The sequence below is a fragment of the Kitasatospora sp. NPDC087314 genome (assembly GCF_044744365.1).
Classification (GTDB): Bacteria; Actinomycetota; Actinomycetes; order Streptomycetales; family Streptomycetaceae; genus Kitasatospora.
In genome coordinates this window covers 18,414-43,954 of record NZ_JBIUYE010000019.1, presented here as the reverse complement: position 1 = coordinate 43,954, position 25,541 = coordinate 18,414, and the positions used below count along the sequence as shown (strand labels likewise).

Sequence of the window (25,541 nt, the reverse complement as noted above, 5' to 3'; positions counted from 1 at the left end):
CCCCGGCCGTGGACGGCGCGGCGGTACTCCCCCGGGGCCACCCCCACCCCGGCGGGGGGCGCTGCGCCGCCCACACCACCCACCGGCCCGGCGGCTCGTCGGACACGTTCACGAGACCACGTCACCCGGGCAGAGCCGCTGGGTGCCCGGCCGCCCGCGCAGGGTGGCGTCCACGCAGCCGCCCGGCAGGCCGTCGTGGACCGTGGTGCCGAAGTTGGCGGTGACGGTCAGCGTGCCGTCGCCGAAGACGGTCCGCTGCACCAGGTGGTCGTCGGTCAGCCAGCGGAAGGAGGTCAGCGGCCGGGTGCCGGCCGCCTGGTGCAGCGGGGCGAAGTACTGCTGCAGGGAGGCCAGTTCCCGCAGGTTCTGCCCGTCGCGCGGGTCCTTGTCGCTGAGCACGAAGTTGAGCGGGGTGTTGTAGAGCATCGCCAGCAGCGCACGCGTGGTCTTCTGCTCCGGCAGTTTGCCGAAGGGCAGTTCCCAGCGTTCGACGTTGACCAGTGAACCGTGCAGCGCCGTCTCGTACAGCGGCACCCGGTACCGCGGGTCGTACATCGCCTTCAGGGCGGCGGCCACCTGGGCCTGGTGCTCGGGCTTGAAGTCCGTGGTCCGCACCGGCTTGAAGAAGGTGGCGGCGGCCTGTTCCGGGGTGTAGCCGCCCCAGGCGCCGTCGTCCTTGGGGTCCTGCGGCCCGCTGTCGAAGTGTCCGCTCTCCATGGCCCACAGCCGCCCGTCCACCGGGGTTCCCGAGCCGTGGTCGAAGGCCAGCACCTCGTTGGCCCAGGAGCCGGCGGACTCCGAGCCCAGGACCAGCGGGGCGGGCCGGTGCGTCGACGCGTCGTACGAGCCGTCCGTCAGGCGCCGCATCCGGGCGAGCCGGTTGGCACGGTCCTCGTCCATGGTCATCGGGTGGCCGGGGTCGAAGTCCCGGAAGAGCTCGCCCGCCGCGTCCACGTCGAGGAAGTAGCTGTCGGCCCCGTTGGTGACCAGCGAGCGGGTGCGGTCGGCCAGGTAGTGCTGCTGTGGCTCGGCCTGCTCGAACGCCTGCGAGCTGAGGTAGCAGCCCTTCTTGTGGAAGCCGGGTTGCGGCGTTCCGTCGGCCCCGAGTACGCAGAACCGGGGGTAGACCTCGTCCGGCCAGACGGTGTTGGGGGACGAATCGTCCGTCTTCTGCTGGCCGTTGGCGAAGGAGTCGTACGGCCCGACCAGATAGCCGGCGGCCTCGGCGGCCTTGACGTCCCCGCTCGTCATCGGGGAGTCGTCCGAGTCGTAGCCGAGCCAGAGCCGGGAGACGCCCAGATCCTTGAGCCGGTCGAGGTAGGCGGGCCGGCGGGCGCCGCCCCAGGCGTAGGCGTGGAAGGCGCCGAGCAGCTTCGCGGTCTGCGGGTTCTGCTTGATCTTCTCGCTCAGACTGCCGAGCTGCCCGTGCTCCGCGAGCCAGTTGCGGTAGTCCACGGCCGGGGCCACCGGGGAGCCGTCGGTGAGGGAGAAGGCCACGGTGTACGCGCCGGTGCCGTTCCCGGCGGCGAACCCGTGCTCGGCCGTGGCCCGCAGCCGCCCGTCCTGGGAGGCGAACGTCAGCGACGTGCCGATGTCCGTGGGGACGATGAAGCTGACGCCGGCCCGGCCGGGGCGCAGCGTGTAGCCCCACATCGGCATGGACAGCTGCGAGCTCAGCTCCTGCTCCTCGCCGACCAGCGCTCCGTCGGAGGAGTTCCAGAACGGGTCGTCGACGGGAACGGACAGCCCCTCGCCGCGCGGGAACTGGATCGCGGCGGCGGCCGGATCGGTGGCGGTCACCGGCCACCGCACCGAGGTGTCGCCGCCGGTGTCGGTGAGGGTGACCAGCAACCGGCCGTGATCGGCGCGCACTTCGGCCCGCAGGCCCTTCTCCGGATACGACCAGCCGGCGCCGTCCGCCGTCCGGACCGGGGCGCTCGCCGTGCCCAGCCCCTGGGCGGCCGGCGCGGAGAGCAGGATCACCTGCCCGTCCTCGGTCCGGGCCTCGGTCCGCAGCGTGGCGGCGTCGATGCTGGCGGTGCCGCCGCGTACGGGCACGTCGACGCGCCCGCCGTGGATCCGCACCTGCGAGGCGGGGCTGCCGGTGGCGCTCGCCACGGTTCCGGACACCAGCGCGGTGGCCACGGCGAGGACGAGAGCGGCGCGCGGAACGTACCGGCGGGCCGGGCTCGCAAGGGATGACGTATGAGTACTGGTGGGCATGACACAGTGATACGGAGCACTCCTAAGAGGTCCTTAAGAAACCGGCCGCTGACCACTGCTCATGCCGATGGCACCGCCGCCCCTCTGTCGTGCTGTCATCCCCGGTTGGCCGGATCGGTCCCGGCCGTCGGGCAGGCCTTCCACCGTGCGCGCGGTCCGCGCGCCGTCGGGGTGAAGGCGACGGGGCGCAGCAGCAGGGGGCGGCGGTCGCGGTGCGGCGCGGGGAGGCGGCGTTTGACATCCTCCCCCGGCTAAAGCCCAAGGGCGTCCGCAAGCATCCACCACCACAAGGAGTGTGACGAACAGTCGGATCACCGTGCGGCGCGTGGCGGGTGCTACGAGTCGCCCTCCCGGGCCCGTTGGAGGAGACCGTGCAGGGCCTGCTGGGAGGGGGAGCCGGGCGGGGCGGTGTAGGCGACGAGCTGCTGGTCGGGCTGCGTGTCGACGGAGAACTGTTGGACGTCCAGGGTGATGCCGCCCGCGACGGGGTGGAGGTAGGTCTTGCTGAGCTGACGCGGCCCGCGCACCCGGTGGCCGGCCCACCAGAGCCGGAAGTCCGGGTCGCGCACGCTCAACTCGCCGACCAGCGCGGCCAGTGCGCGGTCGTCCGGGTGTCGGCCGACCTCCATGCGCCGGTTGAGGACCATGGCGGGGATGTCCCGCATGGTCGCCAGGAGTTGCCGCAGCTGCGGGTCGACCGGCGGGCGCCCCGGCCGGGCGGCGGGAGCGGCCGGGGTGGTGTCGGCGACGGTGAACAGGTAGGCGCGCTCGTCCGGGGCCAACTGCAGCGCGTCGGCGAGCGCGTCCAGGACCGGCCGGTACGCCCGGGGCCTGGCCGAGCGCGGCTTCGTCACCCTCGCCTTCGACGCCGCCCACCAGGGCGAGAGCGAGGGCGAGCCGCGCGGCCTGGAGGACCCGGCCCGCCGGGTCGAGGACATCAAGGCCGCCGTCACCTTCCTCACCGGCCGCGCGGAGGCCGACCCTGACCGCATCGCGGCCCTGGGCATCTGCGCCTCCGGCGGCTACGCCCTCGCCGCCACCGTCACCGACCACCGCATCAAGGCCGTCGCCACCGTCAGCGCGGTGGACATCTCCCGCCAGTTCCGCCTCGGCGCCGACGGCACCCAGGACCCGGCCGTCCTCCAGGGCATGCTGGCCGCGGCCGCAGCGGCCCGTACCGCCGAGGCGCGCGGCGAGGGCGTCCGGACCTTCGGGCTCTTCCCGGACACCGAACAGGAGGCCCGGCGGGGCGGCCCGCACGTCCACGAGGGCTGGGAGTACTACTGCACCCCCCCGCGCCGGGCACCCCCGGTCGGCCAAGGCCCTGACCTGGTCCAGCGTCGACCGCATCGCGCTCTTCGACGCCTTCCGCGGCCTCGACCTGATCGCCCCGCGCCCGCTGCTGATGGTCGTCGGCCGGGAGGCGGTGACCTCCTGGATGAGCGTGGAGGCGTTCCAGAAGGCCACCGGCCCGAAGGAACTGCATTGGATCGACGGCGCCGTGCACATCGACCTCTACGACGAGGACCGGTACGTCACCCCCGCCGTCGAGCGGCTGGCCGACTTCTTCCGCGACCGGCTGCCCCGGACGGAGTAGCCGCCCCACCCCCCGGCAGGCCACCGCCCCGGCTCCATCCCTGGTCAGGGCGCGTGGGCCCTGTCCTATGCTGGCCCGGTGAGTAGTGAACCGGTTTCGCCCGAGGCCACCGCCGTCGAGCTGATGCGGGCCATGACACGGCTGCGGGCGCGGCTGCGCACCGAGGCCCCGATCGACGACCTGCCCTGGAACTGGTCGCACCTGACCACCCTGCACCGGATCGTCCAGGACGGTCCGACGACCGCGAGCGAGCTCGCCCAGGCCGAGCACGTGCGGCGCCAGTCGATGGCGGAGACGTTGGCCGCGCTGCGCGAGGGCGGGCTGGTCACCACCGCCAAGGACCCCGACGACGGCCGCAAGACCCTGGTCAGCGCGACCCAGGCCGGCCGGGTCCTGTGCGAGCGCATCCCGGCGGCGCGCGAGGCCTGGCTGTCGGAGGCCATGCGCTCCACGCTCCGGGCCGAGGAGCGCAGGACGCTCCACCGCGCCGCGGAGATCATGAACCGGCTGGCGGACTCCGACCGTTAATCGGTGCTGACCGCAGCGGTCAGCGTGTCGAGGTCCGCGGTCGTGACGATCTCGGCCTGGCGCGGGAAGACCTTCTCGACGAGTACCCGGTGCACCTCCGGGTCGGGGTCGGCGACGGCGTCGGCCAGCAGGAACAGCCGGTAGTCCGCGTCGGCCGCCTCCCGGAGGGTGCTCAGGACCACGCCGCTGGTGGAGAGCCCGGCCAGGACCAGGGTGTCCACGCCCCGGGCGCGCAGCTCGGCCCGCAGATCGGTGTCGCTGGCGAAGGCGCTGAACCGGAACTTGCGTACGGACAGGTCCTCCTTCCGGATCTCCAGCGAGGCGTGCGGCACCGTGGCCGGGCTGCCGTCGGCGAGGTACCCGGCCGCGGCGACCTGGGCGAAGGTCTTGTTGTGGGCGGGCACCGCGGCGGCGTCCGCCTCGGTGAGCGCGACCCGGACGAAGACGACCTGTGCGCCGTGGGCGCGGGCCCAGGCCAGTGCCTCGCCCGCGCGGGCCAGCAGGCCCTCCGGGTCGGGGACGACGGCCAGTACGGCGGGCTGGAAGTCCATCAGCAGCAGTGCGGTGCGGGCCGGGTCGATGGCGGCGGCAGCGGCAGCGGCGGTGAAACCCGGTGCGGCGGTGCGGCCAGCGGTCTGGTCGGTGGTCATGTCGGTGGTCATGTCGGTGGGCAACTCTCTCTGGATCGGTGCCGGTCCCGGTCCGGGCGGCGGTTGATGAGGGCGGTTCAGTCCGTGTCCCGCCGGTCGGCGGTGGCCAACCGGCGGTCGCAGACGGTCAGGACGAGGACGACGACGGCGATCGGGACCAGCACCCAGGCGATCTGGTGCAGGCCGCTGTCGTCCACGTGCTGGTGGAAGGCGGCGCCGGTGATCGCCGCGGAGGCGATCGACCCGAGGTAGCCGAAGGTGCGCAGCAGCCCGGACGCGGTGCCGACCGTGGCGGCCGGGGCCTCCTGGTAGAGGACGGTCTGGTTGGCGACCGACCCGGCGCCGGAGGTCAGGCCGAACACGGCGCTCGCGGCGACGACCGCGGCGATCGGGGTGCTGCTGCCGACGAGGAGCACGGCCACCGCGCCGACCAGCAGCAGCACCGCGCAGGCGACCAGCGGCATCCGCACGCCGGCCCGCCGCGACACCACCCGGGCGGTCAGCGCGGACAGCACGCCCATCGGCAGCAGCGCCAGTCCTGCCTGGTAGGCGGACAGTCCGCGGGCCGCTTCGAGCCACTGGGTGAGCCCGTACAGGATCACGTACGTGCCCAGCAGCGTCAGGCCGTTGCGAATGTAGGTGCGGGTGAGGGCGCCGTTGGTGGCGAGCAGCCGGACGTCCAGGAAGGGGTGGGCGGCGCGCAGTTCCCAGCCGACCAGGGCCACGGCGAGCACCAGGGCGGCGGTGAGCGCGGGCCAGTTCGGGTGCGGCAGCGAGGAGAGGAGGACCACCACGGCGGTGAGCATGGCGCCGAACCCCAGCATGCCGGGCAGGTCGAGGCGGCCGGCCAGGGCGCGCGGTGCGAGGGGGCCGACCGGGTCGGGGTCGGGGGCGATCCCGATCAGGGCGAGCGCGAGGGCCACCGCCGCGACCGGGATGTTGATCCAGAAGGCGGTCTGCCAGCCGAGCCACCCGACCAGCAGGCCGCCGATGGCCGGGCCGACGGCCACGGTCGCCGATCCGGTGACGGCCAAGCCGCCGAGCACCCGGCGTGGCGGGGTCCGGTACCCGGCGTCCTGGGCGCGGCGGCGGATCAGCAGCATCGCCGCGGGGTAGCCCGCCGAGGTGCCCGCGCCGATCAGCACCCGGGCGACGATCAGCGCCGGCAGGGAGTGGGCGAGCGAGCCCACCAGGCCGGCCGCGAAGACCAGCGCGATGCCGGTGAGGAAGACCCGGCGGGGCCCGAACACCTCGGCGAGCCGCCCGGCGGCGGGCTGGGCCAGTGCGCTGGTGAGGTAGAGGCTGGATATCAGGATCGCGGTGTCGCCGACGGCGATGTGCAGGGAGGCGGCGAGCGGGACCAGCGCCGTCGCGATGAGCGAGCTGTTGACCGGGTTGAGCGCGACCCCCAGGTACAGCGGAGCGGTGAAGCGGGGGCCGAAGGCGTCACCGGTGGGCGCGCCGATCGCGGATGCCTGCCGCGAGGTGCTGGTGTCTCCGGCTGTCGACACGGTGCGGCTCCTTCCTCCGGGACCTCTGCGGGAGGCGGGCCTGCTGGGGAGATCCCGGCGGAGATAGGCAGGCCACCTGTCAAATATTAGCAGGTTGCCTGCCTATCTACTCGGCTTCCCCCGGCGGGGTGGCGGAGCGGGGCGGTGTCGGGCCCGTCGGCGTGCGCCACTGCCGGGCGGCGGGCGGCGGGCGGCGGGCGGCGGGCTGCGGGCGTCAGGCCGGGCGGCGGGCGGCCATCCAGACGTAGACCAGGATTCCGGCGAACAGGAACAGCACGCCCTGGTAGACGGCCGCGTAGCCGGCGCCGGCGACCAGCCAGAGGGAGAAGCCGAAGGCGCCGAGGCCCAGTGCCGCGTCCCGGGCGAGCCGGCCGCCGGCGACCTTGCCGGACTCGCCGCGGACCAGCCAGTACAGCTGGGCGGCGGTGGAGAGCAGGTACGGGACGGTCGCGGTGAAGGTGGTGACCAGCACCAGGATGTCGAAGGCGCCCTTGGCGCCGGTGGCGAAGTTGAGGACGGTCAGCACCGAGGCCAGCGCGACACTGGCCACGACGCCGAAGACCGGGACCCCGCGCCGCTCCTTGGCGAAGGCGGCCGGGAACAGTCCGTCCTTCGCGGCCGCGTACGGTGCCTGGGCGGCCAGCAGCGTCCAGCCGTTGAGCGCGCCGGTCATCGAGACGAGCGCGGCGACGGCGATGGCCGTGCCGCCCCACGAGCCGCCGAACATGGCGTCCACGGCGTCCGAGAACGGCGCGGTGGAGTGGATCAGCCGCTCGTGGGCGACGGTGCCGAAGACCGCGAGCGTGCCCAGCAGGTAGACCACCGCGGCGCCGGCCGTGCCGAGCACGCTGGCCCGCCCGACGTTGCGCTCCGGGTCGCGCACCTGGCCGGCGCTCACCGCGGCCGACTCCACGCCCAGGTAGCTGAACAGCAGGATCGCCGCGGCCGCCGTCATCCCGCCGGCCCAGCCGTGGCCGGTGGCGTCGAAGGGGCCGAGGTTCTTCGCGTCGAAGAAGCCGAGACCGCCCACCGCGACCAGCAGCAGCGGGATGAACTTGAGGACGGTGGAGACGAGTTGGACGACGCCGACGTAGCGGGTGCCGGCCAGGTTCGCCAGCGCGGGCAGCCACTGGAAGGTGAGCGCGGCGGCGATGCTGAGCCCGATGGAGTGGCCGACGGGCAGCAGCACGTCGAGGTAGCCGACGGCGGCGACCGCGAGCGCGGCGTTGCTGACCCAGGTGGTGATCCAGTACGACCAGGCCGACAGGAACCCGGCGAAGTCCCCGAAGGCCTCCCGGGCGTAGACGTAGGGCCCGCCGGTGCGCGGGTTGCGGCGCGCGAGCTGCCCGAAGACGAGCGCGAGCGCGATCGCGCCCACGGTCAGGACGGCGAAGGAGACCAGGCTGACCGTCCCGTAGGGGGCCACCGCGGCGGGGATCATGAAGATGCCGCCGCCGATGATGTTGCCCATCACCAGGGCGGTGGCGGTCGGCAGGCCGAAGCGTCCGCCCCGGCGGGGTGTCGGGGTGGCCGCGTCCGGGGTGACCGTTTCCGGGGTGACTGCTTCCGGGGTGTCCGGCGGGTTGGGTCGGGTCGCCTGCCGGGGTGCGGCCGGGCTGGTCTGCATGAGGGTGGTGCGCCTTTCGTGGTCCTGCTCGCGCTCGGTGGAGCGACTGTTCATGCTCAAACCAGGCGGTACCTTGCACCAAATCGATGGGATTTGTTCAGCCGACCTGGCAGGTCACCGCAAGACTTGCGGTTCCACGGTGGCGGGACGGGCACTCGTCCTGCGGCGGTTCGACCCGACCGTGCGGAGTGCGGCCGGGCGTCCGAAGGCGTTCCCCCGGACGAGGGACGTCGTCACCCGGACGCCTCAGCCCGGTTGCGCCGCGCCGCGGAAGGTGCGTGTTCGCGTGCGAACCTTGGCCCGGCGCCTCCCCGGTGGGGGCGTCGTTGCGTCCGCCGGGCGGTCGAAGTGGCCGGTCGGGGGCGCTGGTTGAGGACCACAGACGAACTAGGGGACAGTAGATGTCGCTTCGTGGGAAGATCCGCAAGCTCGCGGTGATCGTGGCCGTGACGGGTGCCGCCGTGGTGGCGGTGCCGACCTCGGCCATGGCGTTCGGCCACGCGCCGGTGCCGTCCTCCGGGCAGGGCCTGGAGTCGGGTTCGGCGGGTGTCGGCCTGTTCGGCCCGCACGCCAACTGGTTCAACTACCACGAGCACAGCGAGGGCTGATCGTCCGAGCTTCGAGCCCGGGGGCCGCTGTGGGCCCCCGGGCTCACTGCTGTTACCGGGCGGGGGGTGTGCCGGTCCGAGCGGTCAGGCGCGGACGGCGGCGCGCTCGCGCAGCTCCTTCAGCACGGCGATGTCCATCGCGTGCCCGGTGCCGTCCCCGCCGTGCTTGCGGTCCGGGGTCTCCACCAGCAGGGGGACACCGACCGTCTCCGGGTGTTCGAACAGCTCGCGGAACGGTTCCGCGCCGATCATTCCGGCGCCGATGTTGGCGTGCCGGTCCTTGCGCGCGCCGACGACGTCCTCGGAGTCGTTGGCGTGGATCAGCCGCAGCCGGCCCGGGCCGGCCGCCGACGCCAGCGCGTCGAGCGCGGCCGTCACCCCGCCCGGCGCGGCCAGGTCGTGCCCGGCGGCGAAGGCGTGGCAGGTGTCCAGGCAGACGCCGACCCGGGGGTGCCCGTCCAGCGCCTCGACGTACTCGGCGAGCTCCTCCATCCGGGAGCAGAGCGAGCTGCCCTGGCCGGCGGTCGGCTCCAGCAGCAGCCAGGGCGCGTCGTCGCCGAGGGCGTCCAGCTCGTCCAGCAGCGGCCGTACGTCCGCCCGCACCTGCGCCATCGCCTCGGCCCGCCGGGAGCCGCCGCCGGGCGCCGCGCCGACCGCCGAACCGGTGTGCAGGACGACGCCCAGCGCGCCGATCGCGTGGCCGCGGCGCAGCGAGTGCCGCAGCGAGTCGGCCGAGCGCTCGCGGGTGGCCGGGTTGTCCGAGCCGAAGTTGATCAGGTACGGCGCGTGCACCCAGGCGGGGAGGCCCTGCTCGGCGCAGGCCGTCCGGAACTCCTCGTCCTGCGCCGGGTTGCCCGGGGGAGTGGCCCAGCCGCGCGGGTTGGCCACGAACACCTGCACCGTCTCGGCGCCGACCCGCCGCGCGTAGGCCAGACCCGTTCCGGCCAGCCCCCGGGCGGCCACCGGGACGTGGGCGCCGACCGGGTTGCGGAGGGTGCCGAGGGGCGCTGCGGGTGCGGTGGTCATGGCCCCGAGCATGCCACGCCGCGAGGCGGCGTCGGCGGGCGGCCCGGCCCCGTCCGCCCGGCGCGGTCGGGCGTGTCGTCGGCTCCGGGCGGCCCGCGCCACGCCGGGCCGTCGCACCACCGGCCGACGCCCCGTCAGTCCCGCAGCCCAGCCCTGGTGGCGGGCCCACCCGGCGGCCCATAGCGTCGACTCGGCCACACCCACCGGCCGTCACCAAGCACGCACACCGCGTGAGAACCGCCGTTCCAGAACACACCGCGTACCTAGCGCGCCGCCCGGCAGGCCCCGGCCGCACACCCGCGAGCGCGCCGGAAAGACAGGTCACCACTCATGCCCACGCGACGGGTCCACCACCTCGCCGCGGCCACCGCGGCCGCCACCGCCCTGACCACCCTCCTCGCCACCCTGGCCGCCGCGCCCGCGGCCCATGCCGTCGGCTTCCTGCACGTCGTCCGGCCGGGCGAATCGATTCAGCGGGCCGTCGACGCCGCCCACCCGGGCGACACCGTCCGACTGCTCGCCGGCACCTACCCCGGCAGCGTCCGCATCACCACCCCCGGCCTGACCCTGCGCGGCGCCGGCCGGGACACCGTGATCACCCCAGGGACCGGCACCGAGAACGCCTGCGCCACCGCCGGGCACGGCATCTGCGTGGACGGCACCGAGGCGGCCCCGCTGCCGGACGTCACGGTCGAGGCCCTCGCCGTCACCGGCTTCCGCAGGAACGGCATCGACGCCAGCGGCACCACCGGGCTGACCGTGCGCGCCACCTACGTCCACGACAACGCCCAGCAGGGCATCAGCCAGGAGATCTCCACCCGGGCCGTGATCGTCGGCAACCGGTCGACCGGCAACGGCCAGTCCGGGGTGTTCCTCGCCAACTACGCCTACCGCGAGGGCGGCGCGCCCGACACCGGGGGCACCCTCGTGGAGGGCAACGAACTGACCGGGAACCGGATCGGCGTCACCGTCCGCCGGTTGCGCGGGCTGGCCGTCCAGGGCAACGAGATCCGCGGCAACTGCGGCGGCGTCTTCGTGGTCGGCGACGAGGGCGTGCCCCGGGCCGGGGACCTCGACGTACGGCACAACCGGGTCGTCGCCAACAACCTGTTCTGCCCGGCCAACCCGCGCCTGGGCGCGATCCAGGGCGCGGGCATCGTGCTCACCGGAGTCGAGGACGCCCGGGTCACCGACAACGAGGTCCGCGACAACGTCGGCACCTCCGACTTCTCCGGCGGCATCGTCCTCTTCAAGAGCGTCGTCGGCGCCGCCAACGCCCGCAACACCGTCACCGGCAACAGGCTGAGCGGCAACAGCCCGGCCGACATCGCCGACCGCGACACCGGCAGCGACAACGCGTTCTCCCGCAACACCTGCGCGCGGTCCGAGCCGTCCGGCCACTGCTGAGTCGCCGGCGCGAACCCCGGCCCCAACCCGCGGTACCCGCCCGCCCGTACCGCTCGTCCGCACCCCTCTCCCGCACCCCCGTCGAGAAGGAAGACCTTTCATGACCTCCGCACCGCCCAGTCCCCAGGCCGCGATGCGCCTGCGCGAGCTCGTCTTCGGCGCCGCCTGCGCCGCCGCCGTCCGCGCGGCCGCCCGGCTCGGTGTGGCCGACACGCTCGGCGACACCCCGACCAGCGTCACCGACCTCGCAGCCGCCCTCGACACCGAGCCCCGCCCGCTGCGCCGCCTGATGCGCGCGCTCACCTGCTACGGCATCTTCGCCGAGACCACCGACGACCGCTTCGAGCACACCGAGATGTCCCGCCTGCTGCGCGAGGACTCCCCCAACTCGCTGCGCTACATCTCCCTCTGGTGCACCGAGCCGTGGACCTGGGAGGCCTGGCCCAAGCTGGACGAGGCCGTCCGCTCCGGCCGCAACGTGTTCCCCGACCTGTTCGGCAAGGAGTTCTTCGACTACCTGCACAGCGACGCGGGCGACTCCGCGAAGGTCTTCGACAAGGCGATGACCGCCTCCAGCCGGCAGTCCGCGCACGACCTCGCCGAGTACCTGGACCTCACCGGGGTCGACTCGGTGGTGGACATCGGCGGCGGCCAGGGGCACGTGCTGGCCAGCCTGCTGGAGAAGCACCCGGCGCTGCACGGCACCCTGCTCGACCTGCCCAAGGTGGTCGCCGGCGCCGAACCCCGGCTGCAGGACGGCGGCGTCTTCTCCGCCCGCGCCCGGCTGGTGCCCGGCGACTGCCGGGTGGAGATCCCGGTCCGCGCCGACCTCTACATCATCAAGAACATCCTGGAGTGGGACGACGAGAGCACCCGTCGCACCCTCGCCAACGTGGTCGCCGCGGCCCGGCCCGGCGCCCGCGTCGTGGTGGTGGAGAACCTGGTCGACGACAGCCCGTCGATGCGCTTCACCACCGCGATGGACCTGATGCTGCTGCTCAACGTCGGCGGTGCCAAGCACTCCAAGGAGAGCATGGTGCGGCTGATGGAGGACGCCGGACTGGACGTCGAGGGCGTCCACCTGGTCAACCCCTACCTGCACGCCTTCGAGGCCACCGTGCGCGGCTGAGCCCCGGCTCCACCCCGAACGACCGAGCCCCACCCGAAACGACCGCCGGCCCCAGAGTTCCAGGGGCCGGCGGTCGTCCGTGTCCTCCGTCAGGCCTTGTGCGAGGACTCCAGGTGCGCGAAGACCACCACGTTGTTCACGTAGTCCCGCTGCTTCTTGTCGTACGCGCCGCCGCAGGTGATCAGCCGTAGCTGGGCGTCGGGCGTCTTTCCGTACACCTTCTGGTCCGGGAAGGCGTTCTTGGCGAAGGTCTGCACCGAGTCCACCGAGAACACCGCGACCGTGCCGTCCTCGCGGGCCACCTCCACCTTGTTGCCCGGCAGGAGCAGCCTCAGCAGCGCGAACACCGCCGGGCCCTTGGCGGTGTCCAGGTGTCCGGCGACCACCGCGCTGCCGCGCTCGCCCGGGCTGACGCCGTCCCGGTACCAGCCGACCAGGTTCTTGTCGTTCGGCGGCGGCGCGTTGAGCTGGCCCTCCGGGTTGAGCGTCAGCTCGGTGAACGGCGCGTTCACACCGATCTGCGGGATCCGCAGCCGGGTCGGCTTGGCGGGCTTCAGCGCCGGTGCCGCCGGTGCCGCGGGTGCCGCGGGTGCCGCGGGTGCCGCGGGTGCGGCAGGCGCGGCCGTCGGGCTCGGCTGCGCGGCGGCCGCCGAGGGCGCGGCAGCCGTGGCAGCCGGTGCGGCCGGTCCGGGGACGGCCGGGACCGGGACGGCCGGTGCGACCGCCGCCGGGGGAGCCGCAGAACCGGACACCGAGTCGGCGCTCGGCGCGGTGTCCACCGAGTTGTAGATCAGCAGTAGACCGACCGCAGCTGCGCCCATACCCGTGCGCAGCAGCCGGGACGTACCAGAGACGGGACCGCCCATCGCTCCTCTCCTCCACTCGCCTATGGGTCGCAACGGTCCGCCGCCCCCGTGCGCCTCACCCCGGGAGGGGGAGACGCGTGGGGGCGACGGTGGGCGTCAGACCGCGGCGCCGACGGTACGGCGGCCACGGCGCAGCGCGTACGCGCCGGCCCCGAGCCCGCCGAGCAGCAGCACCGCACCGGAGGTGAGACCGCCGCCGGACAGCGCCAGGCCGCCGCCGCCGGTGTGCACGCCGCCGCGCGGGCCTTCGCCGCCGCGGCCCTCGCCGCCCCGGCCTTCGCCGCCCCGGCCTTCGCCACCTCGGCCTTCGTCGCCTCGGCCTTCGCCACCCCGGCCTTCGCCGCCTCGGCCTTCGCCGCCTCGGCCTTCCCCGCCCCGGCCCTCGTCGCCTCGGCCTTCCCCGCCGCCTCGGCCTTCGTCGCCCCGACCGCGACCGTCGGAGCCGCGGCCCTCGTCGCCTCGGCCTTCGCCGCCTCGGCCTTCGCCGCCTCGGCCTTCCCCGCCCCGGCCCTCGTCGCCTCGGCCTTCGCCGCCTCGGCCTTCCCCGCCCCTGTCCTGCTTCTCCTGCCAGGTGAGGTTCTTGCCCGAGTCGGAGGAGGAGGAGCCGTCGGCAAAGGCCATGGGGGTGCCCACGGTCAGGACGGCGGCGACGGCCGCTCCGGCGAGCAGTGTGCGTGCAGAACGCATGAGGATGATCCTTCCGATGCGCAGGCCCGCGACCGCCGGCACGGTGCCGGACGAGGGAACTCGCGGGAAGTGCGCCTGATCCACCGTCAACCACCGCGGCGCCCGCTGCCACCGGAGGGTGGTCGATCCGGTACGGACTGTGAGCCCTTCGAGTGGAGTCCCGGGCGTGTTTCACCCGGGTGCCCCGGCGATCCGGGTGAATCGTCTAAGGTCCATCGTCGAAATCCCGTCGTCGAACTCCCGTCGTCCGCCCGAAGGCGCGCGGGCGGGGGATTGACGGCGGGCCCTGCCCGGGGGCACACGCGTGGGCCCGCCCCCGGCGGATGGCCGGGGGCGGGCCCAGGACGAGCGGGACGGGGCGGGCTGGATCAGCGGTCCCAGCGGTAGAACTCGTGCGCCATCGCGTCCTTCGGCTCGCGCCAGGTGGCCGGGTCGTAGGCCTGGACGAAGGCGGTGAGCCGGTCACTGACGGCCCGGAACTCCGGGTGGCCGACGACCTTGGCGACGGCCGGGCCCGGCGGGCGCTCGGCCTCGATGAGGTGCAGGTAGACGTCGCCGAACTGGAACAGGCTGCGGCCGGTGACGCCGATCAGGTGCGGCAGTTCGCCCTGGTCGGACGCGGCGAACACCTCGGCGATGTCCGGCGCGGCCTCCGGCTTCATCCGGGCGACGATCAGGGCGCGGTGCATCCCGGTCACCGCTCCGCCGCCCGCTTCTCGACCTTCTCGCGGATCAGCTCCAGCTGGATCCGGGAGTTGCGGTTGATGTGGTTGACCATGCCGTCGTCGTCGACCGGGGCGGTGGGCTTCATCGCGAAGTCCTGGATCCAGCGCATCCTCGTCCCGGCCGGGACCTCCGCGTACTCCCAGCGGATGTCCATGAACTCGAACGGGCCGGGCTCGACCCGGCGGGCGCGCACCGCGAGCGAGGTCTTGTCGGTGGTGCGCTCGGAGACCCAGCTCCACACCTGGCCGTTCTCGTCCGGGTGCATGGTCAGTCGGAAGCGGACGCTGTCGCCGTCGCGCTCCAGCACCTCCACCGAGGCGTACTCGCTGAAGAGGTCCGGCCAGTTCTCCAGGTCGTTGGTGACCTCCCAGACCAGGTCGAGGGGGGCGGCGATGACGATCTCGTTGTCGGTGTGTCCAGGCATCTCAGGCATCGGCTTTCGGGGCGAGGGTGGTGGAGAGGGCGGTGGCGAGGGAGGTGGCGAGGGAGGTGTTGACCAGTTCCAGGAACTCGGCCGGGGTCTTGGCGGATTCGGCGCCGGAGGTGACCTTGAGGCCGTGCCGGTTCTCCAACTCGCCGACAACGCCGAGGAGTCCGAGAGAGTCGACGCCGAAGTCGTCGAACTGCGCGCCCGGACGCTCCAGGTGCTGCGGGTCGACGGTGACGCCGGCCCGGGACTGGATCAGGGCGGCCAGCTCGGGATAGCTGAGGGTGTTGCTCACGGGAGTCCCTTCGGAAGAGTGTGCGGGTGGGGGTCAGGGCTGCTCCCCGCGCCGGAGCACCAGCGCGGAGTTGGAGCCCATCAGCCCGCGGCTGAGCACCAGAGCGGTGCGCAGTTCGGCCGGGCGGGCGCGGCCGGTCACCAGGACGAGGTCGTGGCAGACCTCGGTGACGTTGGGGGTGGGCGGCAGCACGCCGTCCTCCATGGCCAGGACGGCGGCCGCGACGTCCAGCAGCGGGGCGCCGCAGTAGGCGCGTCCGGTGCCGGTCTTGGGAGCGGTGACCGGGACGCGTTCGGCGGCCGGTCCGAGCGCGTCGGCCAGCGCGAGCGCCTCGGCCCGGTCGGCGGCCGGGACGCCGAGCGCGTCCGCGAAGACCACGTCGATCTCCTCGGGCGCGATCCTGGCCTCGTCCAGCGCGATCCGGATCGCGGCGGCCAGCCCCACACGGGACTCCTCCCAGCGCGAGGCCCCGGTGAAGGTGGCGCCGTGCCCGGCCAGGTGGGCCCGGACGGCGGCGCCGCGCCGCCGGGCCGCCTGCTCGTCCTCCAGCAGCAGCATCGCGCCGCCCTCGGCGGGGGCGAAGCCGCAGGCCTGCGCGGTGAACGGCAGGTAGGCCCGGTCGGGCTGTTCGGCGAGGCTGACCTCGGGGTAGCCGAGCTGGCAGACCATCGAGTACGGCGCCAGCGGGGCCTCGGCGGCGCCGGCCACCACCGCGTCGGTGCCGCGCTCGATCGTGCGCGCGGCGTGCGCGAGCGCGTCCAGGCCGCCGGCCTCGTCGCTGGCGACCACCCCGCACGGGCCCTTGTAGCCGCCGCGGATCGAGATCTGGCCGGTGCTGGCCGCGTAGAACCAGGCGATGGACTGATAGGGGCCGACGAACCTCGGCCCCTGGCCCCAGAGTTGCTGGAGCTCGCGCTGGCCGAACTCGCCGCCGCCGGAGCCGGCTGCGGTCACCACGCCGACCGCGAAGGGCTGTTCGCTGTCGGGCTGGAACCCGGCGTCGGCCACCGCCAGGTCGGCGGCGGCCATCGCGTAGTGCGTGAACCGGTCGGTCTGTACCAGGTACCGGCTGTCGATCACGGCCTGCGGGTCGAAGTCCTGCACCTGGCCTGCGACGCGCAGCGGGAGCCCGGCGCAGCCCTCGCGGGAGATCCGGTCGAGGACGCTCACGCCCTGCCTGGTGGCCTTCCAGAAGGCGTCGGCCCCAACGCCGTTCGGCGCCACCACGCCGAGGCCGGTGACCACCGCCCGGCGGCCTTGCTGACGTGACGTCATGAGAATCACCCCGTTCTGTTGAGCACGACGGCGGACTGGAATCCGCCGAATCCGCTGCCGACCGAGAGGATGTGGCTCAGCGGCAGCTCGCGCGCGGTGCGCGGCACGTAGTCGAGGTCGCACTCCGGGTCCGGAGTCTCGTAGTTGGCGGTCGGCGGCACGACGCCGTGGGCCAGCGCCAGGGTGCAGGCGACCACTTCTATCGCGCCGATCGCGCCGAGCGAGTGCCCGACCATCGACTTGATGGAGCTCATCGGCGTCCGGTAGGCGTGGTCGCCGAGCGAGCGTTTGACGGCGGCGGTCTCGTGCCGGTCGTTCTGCTTGGTTCCCGAACCGTGCGCGTTGACGTAGTCGACGTCGGTGCGGTCGACCCGGGCGTGGGCGAGCGCGTCGTCGATCGCCCGGGACATCTCCAGCCCCTCCTGGGTGAGGCCGGTCATGTGGTAGGCGTTGCCGAAGGTGGCGAAACCGCCGACCTCGCCGTAGATCCGGGCGCCGCGGCGGCGGGCGTGCTCCAGCTCCTCCAGCACCAGGACGGCGCCGCCCTCGCCGAGGACGAAGCCGTCGCGGTGGGCGTCGAAGGGCCGGGAGGCGTGCTCCGGGTCGTCGTTGCGCTCGCTGGTGGCCTTGATGGCGTCGAAGCACGCGACGGTGATCGGCGAGATCGGGGAGTCGGACGCGCCGGCGATGCAGATGTCGGCGCGGCCCTCCTCGACGGCCTGGAAGCCGTAGCCGATCGCGTCCAGCCCGGAGGTGCAGCCGGTGGAGACGGTCTGCACCGGGCCGTGCGCGCCGGTGCGTTCGGCCACCGCGGAGGCCAGCGTGCTGGGCGCGAAGGCCCGGTGCAGCTGCGGCTCGGCCCGGTGGTGGTCGACGTCCCAGCGGGCGCCGCCGGAGCTGACCAGCGCGTAGTCGTGCTCCAGCCGGGTGGTTCCGCCGACCGCCGTACCCAGGGAGACGGCGATCCGCCACGGGTCCTCGTCCGCCAGGACCAGGCCGGCGTCCGCGATCGCCTCGTCCGCCGCGACCATCGCGAACTGCACGTAGCGGTCGGCCCGTTGGACGTCCTCGGGGCCCAGCCCGTGGGCCACCGGAGTGAAGTCGCATTCGGCGGCGATCCGGGAGCGGAACCCGGTGGGGTCGAAGAGCGTGATGCCCCGGGTGGCGGTGCGGCCGGCGGTGAGGAGGTCCCAGAAGGCCGGGACCCCTATTCCGCCGGGCGCGACGACGCCGATCCCGGTGACGGCGACGCGCCGGGTCACGAGGCCACCTTGGCGTGTTCCGGCGGACCGGCGGCGGCGGTCTCCTCGGTGTCCACGTGGCCGAGGTCGGGGCGCGGGGCGAGCGGGCCGAGGTGGAACACCATCCGGGCCTCGGTGTCGCCGACGTTGCGGAAGCGGTGGCGCATGTTGACCGGGATCATCAGGCCCTGGTTGGGCTTGATCGGGCGGGTCTCGCCGTCCAGGTCCACCTCCAGGTCGCCGCAGACCACGAACACGAACTCCTCGGAGTACGGGTGGTAGTGCTCGCCGATCCGCTCACCGGGCCGGACGATCGCCAGGCCCATGAACCCGCTGGTCGCCCCGCAGGTGGACGGGGTGAGCATGGCGCGCAGATCGCCGCCGCGCCGACGGTTCTCCGGGGCCTCGTCGACGTGCACGATCCGTGGATACTGCGTGGTCATGGTGTTTCCTCCGAGAGAGATGACGGAACGTCAGTTGTCGTTCGAGCTACGGTCGGTGATCGGGTTCATGGCGTGGGCGGCGAGGACGGCGGTCAGCCCGGCGGCGGTGCGCAGGTCGCCCTGGGCGCCGAGGTCGAGCAGCTTGCCGAGCGCGGCGGCCTCCTGGTCGCCCGCCACTCCGAGGGCGGCCGCCGGGTCGGCCTCGGCCGGCACCCGCAGGTCGACCAGGCGCACCACCACGTCCTCCCGCTGGAAGACCGTGCTCGCCGCGACTGGGCCGGTCGGGTCGGCGGTGGCGAGGTCGTCGTACCCGCCGAGCAGCTCGGCGACGGCCTGTCCCTCGCCGGGCCGGACCGGGTACAGCACGGCGTGCCGGTGCAGCCGGGCGGAGGCGGGGGAGCTGGCGATCGCCTGCTGCTTCGCGGGCAGCGCGGCCCGGGCGAAGAAGGCGCGCGCGGCCTGCGGGTCGCCCAGCTGGCGGGCCTCCTCCAGGTACGGGTTGATCGCCTCCTCGACGGCCCGAACCTCCGGCTGCATCGCCACGTGGCGCAGCGCGTCGCCGAGACTGCCGACCACCTCGACGGCCCGGACCACCCGGTTGCCGCGCATGAACAGCGAGGTGCGGTGCAGCCGGGTGTGCTCGTCCACCTGGGCCCTGGGGGAGGCGTAGCCGGACAGGATCCGGGCCACCTCGCGCTCGCTGCCGGGCTTGACCGTGAAGGTCAGCGCGTGCCGCACCACGCCGTCCGGGCCGGGCTCGGCCTTCGGCGGGCCGACGTGCCCGGCGGGCTCGCTGCGCGGCAGGCCGGGCGGGACCTCGACCGGGGCCCGGGTGCCGGTGGAGCCGGCCGCCGAGGTCTCGCGCAGGACGGCGTAGCGCAGCGAGCGGAAGTTGTCGCTGACGCAGCCGTGCATCGGCTTGACCATCTCGCGGTGGGCCGAGCTGTCCACCCACTCCAGGAAGGTGTCCTGGTCCTCCCACTCGCTGGTGATCAGCCACTGGCGGGGGTCGTTGATCGACTGGCACAGCTGGTCGCTGACGTGGCCGCGCACCGATGCCACCTGGTGGCGCAGCTGCTCGTAGACGTCGAGGAAGCGCTGCTGGGCGCCGTCCTGGATCTCCAGCATCAGCACCACCCGGAGCCGGGTGTCGGATTCGGCGTGCTGCTTCCGCTGCGGTTCGGACAGAGTTGTCATGATCCACTTTCTGCTCTGGGCCGCACGCTGCGGGCCGTGGTGGCCGCGTCCGGAGGGTGCTCCCGGGCTGGGAGGGCGGTGCGACGGCGATCGGCCCGGTCGTTCGGCGCCAGGCCTGAGGTCGATCGTGAGCGGCGTAACGGGGCGCCGCGAGATTTGCGGGCCATCCGAGGGAAGAAGCGGCACAAGCACCCTCCGGCGGGGGATGGAAGAGCGGGGCCCCCGGTCGTGCGGCCCCGTCGAGGGCGGCCCCGAGCCCAGTCGCCGGGCCGTGGAATCCCCTTACAGGGTGGAGCAATTGATGAATCCGAAGGTTGACGACCGGGTGCCGGTCCTGATCGTGGGTGGGTCGCTGGTCGGACTGTCGGCCTCGCTCTTCCTCGGTCGACTCGGTGTCAGGCACCTGTTGGTCGAGAAACACGCCGACACCTCGCATCACCCGCGTGGCCGAGGCAACAACGTCCGCACGATGGAGCTCTACCGGGTGGCCGGGATCGAGTCGGCCATCCGTGAGGCGGCCTCGGTGCTCGCCCCGAACCGCGGCATCCTGCAGGCGCCCTCGCTGACCGGCGACGAGCAGGAGTGGCTGTTCCGGGAGATCGACCCGGGCGGCCGGCTCGCCCGGTTCAGCCCCAGCTCATGGTGCCTGTGCAGCCAGAACGACCTGGAGCCGGTGCTGCTGCGCGCCGCCCGCGACCTCGGCGGCGACATCCGCTTCAGCACCGAGCTGGTCTCCTTCGAGCAGGACGCCGACGGCGTGACCTCGCTGCTGCGCAGCCGGGAGACCGGCGAGGAGCGCCGGGTGCGCTCGGAGTACCTGATCGCGGCGGACGGCCCGCGCAGCCCGGCCCGCGAGCGCCTGGGCATCGGCCAGACGGGCCGGGGCGAGCTGTTCCACAACGTCAGCATCACCTTCCGTGCCAAGCGGCTGGCCGACGTGGTCGGCGACCGGCACTTCATCGCCTGCTACCTGACCAACCCGGAGGCGGACGGCGCGCTGCTGCCGGTGGACAACCAGGCGGAGTGGGTCTTCCACGCGCCCTGGCACCCCGAGCACGGCGAGCCGCTGGAGGCGTTCACCGACGAGCGCTGCGAGCGGCACATCCGCACCGCCGTCGGCCTGCCCGAACTCGACGTCGAGGTGACCGGCCGGGCGCCCTGGCACGCCGCCGAACGGGTGGCCGAGCGGTACGGCGCCGGGCGGGTCTTCCTCGCCGGGGACTCCGCGCACGAGATGTCGCCGACCGGCGCGTTCGGCTCCAACACCGGCATCCAGGACGCGCACAACCTGGCCTGGAAGCTCGCCGCCGTGCTGTGCGGCTGGGCCGGGCCGGAGCTGCTGGAGACGTACGGGCAGGAGCGCCGTCCGGTCGCGCAGGTGACCGGCGAGCGCGCCTCGGCCCGCTCGGCCGAGCACAGCCACCCCGGGTACGCGGTGGTGCCGGGCATCGGGCGGCAGGCCGGGGTGCTGGCGGTGGCGCTCGGCTACCGCTACCCGGTGGGCGCGGTGACCGGCACGGACCGGGCGGGGGCCGTCGTCCCCGAGGCGTTCGAGTCGGCGGGGGAGCCGGGCAGCCGCGCCCCGCACCAGTGGCTGTTGCGGGCGGGCGTGCGGCTGTCCACGCTGGACCTGTACGAGCAGGCGATGGTGCTGCTCACCGGACCGGAGGGCGCCGCCTGGCGGTCCGGCGCACGGCGGGCGGCCGACCGGCTGGCCGTCCCGCTGGACGCCTACCGGATCGGCGACGGCGCCGAGGACGACCTGGCGCCCGAGCCGGGCACGGACTTCGCCGCACTGCACGGGATCGGCCCGGACGGCGCGGTGCTGGTCCGGCCGGACGGCTTCGTGGCCTGGCGCTCGACGGGCGCGGCGGACGATCCGGAGCGGGAGCTCGCGAAGGCCCTGCGGACGGTGCTGAGCCTGTAGCCGGAGGCGCGGCCGCGGACCTGCCCGCCGGTTCACCGACCGGCGGGCAGGTCGTGGTGGTCGGCGGAGTGCCGGTTGCTGACGGAGGGCATCAGCGGCCGCCCGCCGGTCGGTCGGCGACCGCTCAGCCGGCGTCCGGTGCGGCGGCCAGGTCGGCGGGATCGGTGTTGGCGCCGCAGAGGAGGACGGCGACGCGCTCGCCCGCCACCTGGTCGAGGGCGGCGAGGGCGGTGGAGGCCGCGTACTCGACGGCGATGCGGCGGTCCTCCCAGAGCTGCCGGCGGGCGCGCACGATGGCCTCGTCGTCGACCAGGACGGACCGGACGCCCTCGTGGCGGGCGGCGTGGACGGCGAGGGCGGTGGCACGGCGGGCGCCGAGGGCGTCCTGGGCGACCGAGGCCACCGGGACGTCGACGGGCCGGCCGGCGGCGAGGGCGGCGTGCAGCGCCCGGCTGCCCTCCGGTTCCACCGCGACCACGCGCACGCCGTGCTCGCGGGCCGCGACGGCCACCCCGGCGAACAGCCCGCCGCCGCCGACCGACACCACCACCGTGTCCAGTCCGGGCACCCGGGCGCGGATCTCCTCCAGCACCGTGCCCGCGCCGGCGGCGATCAGGGGGTGGTCGTACGCGTGCGAGGCCAGCGCACCGCCGCTCGCCGCGAACTCCTCGCAGGCGGCCAGCGCCTCCGCGTACTCCCGGCCGACCAGCCGTACCTCGGCGCCGTACGAGCGCAGCCGCGCCAGCTTCACCGGTGAGGCCGTCTCGGGCAGGAACACCGTGGCGCGGACGCCGAGTTCACGCGCCGCCCAGGCGCAGGCCAGGCCGGCGTTGCCGCCCGAGGCGATGGTGACCCCGGCGTCCGGAAGGGTGCCCGCCTCGGCGTGCGCGAGCAGGAAGTTCTGCGCGCCGCGCGCCTTGAAACTGCCGGTGTGCTGCAGGAACTCCAGCGCCAGCCAGGTCCGTCCGGCGTCGTCCCCGGGGGCGACGGCCACCGGCCGCACCCGGCCGGCGATCCGCTCCCCTGCGGCCTTGACCTCGTCGTACGTCAATCGGTCCATCGGGCCTGCTCCTTATGCCGGGTGCGTCACGTCAGGGTTTGACGGTACGTCGCGCCCGCGGAGGAGGAGAAGATCACGATCAGGCCGGACCGGGACGCCGCCCGCGCCCGGCCGGGCGACCGGGCGCGGGCGTAGGCTGGCCCCGTGCGTCATGTGATCCTTCCGCCGCCGGCCCGCTAGCGGGCGGCGCACTCCACCCACCCCGGCCGGTCGGCCAGCTCGCGGCCACCGGGGCGCTGGCTGCCGCCCGCGTACCCCGCGGACCTCATCCGGCATCTCATCGTGGAGTACCGACGCATGACCTCGTACGCCGCCGTGCCCTTCCGGCACGGCCTGTTGTCCATTTCGGCCGCCGCCGTCGCCTGGGGCGTGGGCGGTGCCGTGGCCGCGCTGCTGCTGCGCACCAGCGGCCTCGGCCCGGTGGCCGTCTCCTTCTGGCGCTTCGCCGTCGCGGCGCTCTGCCTGGCCCTGCTGCCGTCCGGCGGTCGGGCGGCCGAGCCCGCCCGGCGGGGCGCCGCCGTCCTGACCGGGCTCGGCCTGGCGGTCAGCCAGTGCGCCTACTTCGGCTCGGTGCAGTACGCGGGCCTGGGGCTGGGCACGCTGATCACGATCGGCGCCGGGCCGGTGCTGACCAGCCTCGGCGGGCACGTCCTGCTGGGCGAGCGCCTCACCCGCCGGGCCGTCCTCGCCGTCGGGCTGGCACTGGGCGGCCTCGCGCTGCTGGTGGCCGCCCCGGCGGCGGGGCCGCGCCCGGCCCTGGGAGTCGCGCTGGCCGTGCTGGCGGGCACCGGGCAGAGCGGGCTGACCCTGTGGGCCCGGGGCGGCGGTTCGGCGCGCGCCAGCACGGGCGCGTTCACCACCGGGCTGCTCTGCCTGCTGCCGCTGGCGGTCGTCCAGGGCCTGTTGCCGACCGAGGGCCACCCGGCGGTGACCGGCGGCGCGCTGCTGTTCCTCGGGACGGTGCCGACGCTGCTCGCCTACCGGTGGTACTTCACCGGCCTGAGTGTCGTCCCGGGCACCACGGCCGCCGTGCTGGTCCTCTTGGAACCGGCGACGGCGGCCGTGATGGGAGCGGTTTTGCTCGGAGAGCCGCTCACCGCTGGCCTGTTGGCGGGCTCGGCGCTGCTGCTCGCCGCGATCGCGGCCCTGGCCCGCGAGTAAGACCGACCGGCACATGGTGGGTGGGGCTTGTTCAGGAGGGCACCGGCCGCAGGGTGACCGGGCCGGGGACGACGGGTGTCGGGGTGAGGGCGCGCAGCACCAGGTCGACCTTGACCTTGGCGGCGCCTGCGCGCTGCAGGGCGGCGGCGACCGCCCGTAGCTCCTCGGGGCCGGTGCAGGCGAGGCGGAGCTCCAGGTCGGCGTCGCCGGCGAGGGCGAGCCCGCCCTGGACGGCCGGGTGCTCCGCCGCCAGCCGATCGAAGTCGAGTGGGATCGGCCCGTAGCTGACCCGGGCGAGCGCGTGCAGCGCCCGGGCCGGCTCGGGCCGTTCCGGTTCGGGGTCCGGATCGTCGGAGACCAGCTGGAGGGCGGTCACCGGTGCTGGAGCTGTGCGGTCGGGGCGGGGGCGGGGACGACGGGTGTCGGGGTGGTGGCGGGCGGGGCGACCATGCGCGGGTCCAGGACGAGGGTGTCGACGCCGAGTGGGGCGACGAGCGCGCGCAGTGCGGGTTCGCCGAGCTCGGTGAAGGCCTGGTCGGGTCCGAGGAGGGCGGCGAGGGACTCGGGGCTGGAGAAGCCGACGGCGCAGCGGCGGCCGTGGCGCAGGCGGAAGAGGCGGAGGGCGGTGGTGGTGCCGGTGCTGGAGACGGTGACCGGAACGTGCCAGACGACGCGGGCCATGCGGGTGCTCCCGGGTGGGGTGGTGGTGCCTGCCGGAACTGCTGCTTCGACGCTAGGCCGGGTTCCGCCGGTCGTCGCCGGTCCTGACGCGGCGTTGACCGAATGGGGTGGTGCGTTGACGCAGTCCTGACGGTCGACTCACCCGATTGGACTACTCAACTCCCTATCCTTCCGTAAACATCCCTATCGGATGGTATGGTCCGTGATGATAGGGACATCAGGGAGGATGGCTGCAGGTGGCGCAGTACTACTCGGTGGAACAGGTGGCCGAACTGCTCGGTCTGCACGTGCGCACCGTCCGTGGCTACATCCGCGACGGCCGGCTCGCCGCGACCAGGATCGGCAAGCAGTACCGGATCGCCCGCGCGGACCTGGAGGCCTTCGCCGGTGCCCCGGCCGCTCCGGCCACGCCGAGTGTCGACCGGGCGCGCGCCGAGGTGTCCGCCGTCGTCCGGATCGAGAACGTCGACCGGGCCGGCGCCGACCGGCTGACCACCGCCGTGCTGGCCGCGATCGCCGGACCGCGCGAGGGCGGTCGGCCGCTGCACGTCGAGACCGTCCACGACCCGGAGCGGGAGACTCTGCGGGTCGTCGTCCTCGGAGATCCGGCCGACACCGCGGCGCTGCTCGGCATCGTCCACACGCTGACCTCGGCCACGTACTGACCTCGTTCACGCACCGGCCGCACGCGCGCACCGACCTCGTCCACCCATCGACTCGACCAGGGAGAACGGCAATGTCCGAGCAGTACGGCACGACGGTCCTCAGGCTGCCCGCGGAGGGTGCGCTGATCCGCGAGGAGCAGGACGCCATGGACGTGATCGGCGACGCCTTCGGCCGTGGCGCCTCCTGGGTGGTCGTCCCCGCCGCCCGGCTGCACCCGGACTTCTTCGCGCTGCGCACCCGGGTCGCCGGCGGCATCGTGCAGAAGTTCGTCAACTACCGGGTCGGCCTGGTCGTCCTCGGCGACGTCGCCGACCACATCGCGGCGAGCGACGCCCTGCGCGACTTCGTCCGGGAGAGCAACCGCGGCCGGCAGCTCTGGTTCCTCGCCGACGAGGCCGAGCTGGCGGCCCGGTTCGCCGAGGTCTGAGCGCCCTCCGCTTGCCCCGCACCCGCCTCGGGACCACGGTGGAGCTGACCGCCGGTGCGCCCCCGAGCCGCCCCGGTGCGTGCTCCGGGGCGGGGGGAGGTGGAGCTGGGGGCCCGTGACGAGATATCTTGACGTCAAGACGTTGGAGACGTGAAG

26 protein-coding genes and 1 pseudogene are annotated in these 25,541 nt (G+C 74.1%); 9 read left to right on the top strand and 18 right to left on the bottom strand.

Annotated elements, in window-relative coordinates; genetic code table 11:
• Positions 1-108: 108 nt before the first annotated feature.
• Together ACIO5E_RS33830 and ACIO5E_RS33825 are read right to left on the bottom strand one after the other, a co-directional pair.
• On the bottom strand, positions 109-2,223 hold the full coding sequence (locus ACIO5E_RS33830; RefSeq protein WP_400675409.1) for a glycoside hydrolase: 2,115 nt from the start codon (positions 2,221-2,223) through the stop codon (positions 109-111).
• A 335-nt stretch (positions 2,224-2,558) separates the two neighbouring features.
• Complete coding sequence (locus tag ACIO5E_RS33825; protein ID WP_400675651.1) at positions 2,559-2,852, bottom strand: hypothetical protein; 294 nt, start codon at positions 2,850-2,852, stop codon at positions 2,559-2,561.
• A 181-nt stretch (positions 2,853-3,033) separates the two neighbouring features.
• On the opposite strand from ACIO5E_RS33825, the pseudogene ACIO5E_RS33820 reads away from it, so the two are divergent.
• A pseudogene (locus ACIO5E_RS33820) lies at positions 3,034-3,820 on the top strand (alpha/beta hydrolase); the annotation flags it as partial.
• 78 nt (positions 3,821-3,898) lie between these two features.
• Positions 3,899-4,348 carry a MarR family winged helix-turn-helix transcriptional regulator gene (locus tag ACIO5E_RS33815; RefSeq protein WP_400675407.1) on the top strand — a complete coding sequence of 150 codons (450 nt, stop codon included), beginning with the start codon at positions 3,899-3,901 and terminating at the stop codon, positions 4,346-4,348.
• On the opposite strand, the gene ACIO5E_RS33810 is transcribed toward ACIO5E_RS33815, so the two are convergent.
• From ACIO5E_RS33810 to ACIO5E_RS33800, 3 genes are all read right to left on the bottom strand, one after another.
• Complete coding sequence (locus tag ACIO5E_RS33810; RefSeq protein ID WP_400675405.1) at positions 4,345-5,010, bottom strand: cysteine hydrolase family protein; 666 nt, start codon at positions 5,008-5,010, stop codon at positions 4,345-4,347. The genes ACIO5E_RS33815 and ACIO5E_RS33810 overlap by 4 nt on opposite strands.
• A 65-nt stretch (positions 5,011-5,075) precedes the next feature.
• The gene (locus ACIO5E_RS33805; protein WP_400675403.1) at positions 5,076-6,509 is read right to left on the bottom strand and encodes an MFS transporter; all 1,434 of its coding nucleotides are present in this window, start codon (positions 6,507-6,509) and stop codon (positions 5,076-5,078) included.
• A gap of 214 nt (positions 6,510-6,723) precedes the next feature.
• Positions 6,724-8,136, bottom strand: a complete 1,413-nt coding sequence (locus ACIO5E_RS33800; RefSeq protein WP_400675649.1) for an amino acid permease — start codon at positions 8,134-8,136, stop codon at positions 6,724-6,726.
• Between the two features lie 401 nt (positions 8,137-8,537).
• Between ACIO5E_RS33800 and ACIO5E_RS33795 the strand changes: the two genes are divergently transcribed.
• On the top strand, positions 8,538-8,744 hold the full coding sequence (locus ACIO5E_RS33795; protein WP_400675401.1) for a hypothetical protein: 207 nt from the start codon (positions 8,538-8,540) through the stop codon (positions 8,742-8,744).
• Positions 8,745-8,828: 84 nt separating this feature from the next.
• On the opposite strand, the gene ACIO5E_RS33790 is transcribed toward ACIO5E_RS33795, so the two are convergent.
• Positions 8,829-9,770 carry a deoxyribonuclease IV gene (locus ACIO5E_RS33790; protein ID WP_280686099.1) on the bottom strand — a complete coding sequence of 314 codons (942 nt, stop codon included), beginning with the start codon at positions 9,768-9,770 and terminating at the stop codon, positions 8,829-8,831.
• 330 nt (positions 9,771-10,100) lie between these two features.
• Here ACIO5E_RS33790 and ACIO5E_RS33785 point away from each other — a divergent pair, with 330 nt between their 5' ends.
• Both ACIO5E_RS33785 and ACIO5E_RS33780 read left to right on the top strand, forming a co-directional pair.
• On the top strand, positions 10,101-11,177 hold the full coding sequence (locus ACIO5E_RS33785; protein ID WP_400675398.1) for a nitrous oxide reductase family maturation protein NosD: 1,077 nt from the start codon (positions 10,101-10,103) through the stop codon (positions 11,175-11,177).
• Positions 11,178-11,277: 100 nt separating this feature from the next.
• Positions 11,278-12,306 (top strand): methyltransferase, encoded by a 1,029-nt coding sequence (locus ACIO5E_RS33780; protein ID WP_400675396.1) that lies wholly within the window; start codon positions 11,278-11,280, stop codon positions 12,304-12,306.
• An 89-nt stretch (positions 12,307-12,395) separates the two neighbouring features.
• On the opposite strand, the gene ACIO5E_RS33775 is transcribed toward ACIO5E_RS33780, so the two are convergent.
• The 9 genes from ACIO5E_RS33775 to ACIO5E_RS33735 form a co-directional block, all read right to left on the bottom strand.
• Positions 12,396-13,172: a class F sortase gene (locus ACIO5E_RS33775; protein ID WP_400675394.1), complete on the bottom strand. Its 777-nt coding sequence runs from the start codon at positions 13,170-13,172 to the stop codon at positions 12,396-12,398.
• Positions 13,173-13,268: 96 nt separating this feature from the next.
• Complete coding sequence (locus ACIO5E_RS33770; protein ID WP_400675392.1) at positions 13,269-13,859, bottom strand: hypothetical protein; 591 nt, start codon at positions 13,857-13,859, stop codon at positions 13,269-13,271.
• 368 nt (positions 13,860-14,227) lie between these two features.
• On the bottom strand, positions 14,228-14,548 hold the full coding sequence (locus tag ACIO5E_RS33765) for a TcmI family type II polyketide cyclase (protein WP_280686104.1): 321 nt from the start codon (positions 14,546-14,548) through the stop codon (positions 14,228-14,230).
• A gap of 5 nt (positions 14,549-14,553) precedes the next feature.
• The gene (locus ACIO5E_RS33760) at positions 14,554-15,009 is read right to left on the bottom strand and encodes an SRPBCC family protein (RefSeq protein ID WP_280686105.1); all 456 of its coding nucleotides are present in this window, start codon (positions 15,007-15,009) and stop codon (positions 14,554-14,556) included.
• Position 15,010: 1 nt separating this feature from the next.
• Positions 15,011-15,307, bottom strand: a complete 297-nt coding sequence (locus ACIO5E_RS33755) for an acyl carrier protein (protein WP_400675389.1) — start codon at positions 15,305-15,307, stop codon at positions 15,011-15,013.
• A 33-nt stretch (positions 15,308-15,340) separates the two neighbouring features.
• Positions 15,341-16,582, bottom strand: coding sequence for a beta-ketoacyl synthase N-terminal-like domain-containing protein (locus tag ACIO5E_RS33750; RefSeq protein WP_400675387.1), 1,242 nt, complete (start codon positions 16,580-16,582; stop codon positions 15,341-15,343).
• 5 nt (positions 16,583-16,587) lie between these two features.
• A complete protein-coding gene (locus tag ACIO5E_RS33745; RefSeq protein WP_280686107.1) occupies positions 16,588-17,844 on the bottom strand; it encodes a beta-ketoacyl-[acyl-carrier-protein] synthase family protein in 1,257 nt (418 codons plus the stop codon).
• Positions 17,841-18,266: a cupin domain-containing protein gene (locus ACIO5E_RS33740; protein ID WP_280686108.1), complete on the bottom strand. Its 426-nt coding sequence runs from the start codon at positions 18,264-18,266 to the stop codon at positions 17,841-17,843. Before ACIO5E_RS33740 ends, ACIO5E_RS33745 begins: the two co-directional genes overlap by 4 nt.
• Positions 18,267-18,296: 30 nt before the next feature.
• Positions 18,297-19,463 carry a SchA/CurD-like domain-containing protein gene (locus ACIO5E_RS33735; protein WP_400675384.1) on the bottom strand — a complete coding sequence of 389 codons (1,167 nt, stop codon included), beginning with the start codon at positions 19,461-19,463 and terminating at the stop codon, positions 18,297-18,299.
• A gap of 205 nt (positions 19,464-19,668) precedes the next feature.
• On the opposite strand from ACIO5E_RS33735, the gene ACIO5E_RS33730 reads away from it, so the two are divergent.
• Entirely contained in the window at positions 19,669-21,390 is a 1,722-nt protein-coding gene (locus ACIO5E_RS33730) for an FAD-dependent oxidoreductase (RefSeq protein WP_400675382.1), read from the top strand.
• 124 nt (positions 21,391-21,514) lie between these two features.
• Here ACIO5E_RS33730 and ACIO5E_RS33725 read toward each other — a convergent pair whose 3' ends face one another.
• Positions 21,515-22,450, bottom strand: a complete 936-nt coding sequence (locus ACIO5E_RS33725) for a serine/threonine dehydratase (protein ID WP_400675380.1) — start codon at positions 22,448-22,450, stop codon at positions 21,515-21,517.
• Between the two features lie 297 nt (positions 22,451-22,747).
• Here ACIO5E_RS33725 and ACIO5E_RS33720 point away from each other — a divergent pair, with 297 nt between their 5' ends.
• Complete coding sequence (locus ACIO5E_RS33720; protein ID WP_400675378.1) at positions 22,748-23,611, top strand: DMT family transporter; 864 nt, start codon at positions 22,748-22,750, stop codon at positions 23,609-23,611.
• A 31-nt stretch (positions 23,612-23,642) separates the two neighbouring features.
• Here the strand turns inward: ACIO5E_RS33720 and ACIO5E_RS33715 are convergent, their stop codons facing one another.
• Positions 23,643-23,987, bottom strand: coding sequence for a hypothetical protein (locus tag ACIO5E_RS33715; RefSeq protein ID WP_400675376.1), 345 nt, complete (start codon positions 23,985-23,987; stop codon positions 23,643-23,645).
• Entirely contained in the window at positions 23,984-24,292 is a 309-nt protein-coding gene (locus ACIO5E_RS33710; RefSeq protein WP_400675374.1) for an SAV_915 family protein, read from the bottom strand. Before ACIO5E_RS33710 ends, ACIO5E_RS33715 begins: the two co-directional genes overlap by 4 nt.
• 236 nt (positions 24,293-24,528) lie before the next feature.
• Between ACIO5E_RS33710 and ACIO5E_RS33705 the strand changes: the two genes are divergently transcribed.
• Positions 24,529-24,957 (top strand): helix-turn-helix domain-containing protein, encoded by a 429-nt coding sequence (locus ACIO5E_RS33705; RefSeq protein WP_400675372.1) that lies wholly within the window; start codon positions 24,529-24,531, stop codon positions 24,955-24,957.
• Positions 24,958-25,028: 71 nt separating this feature from the next.
• Positions 25,029-25,385, top strand: coding sequence for a DUF4180 domain-containing protein (locus tag ACIO5E_RS33700; protein WP_400675370.1), 357 nt, complete (start codon positions 25,029-25,031; stop codon positions 25,383-25,385).
• The last annotated feature ends 156 nt before the right edge of the window (positions 25,386-25,541 follow it).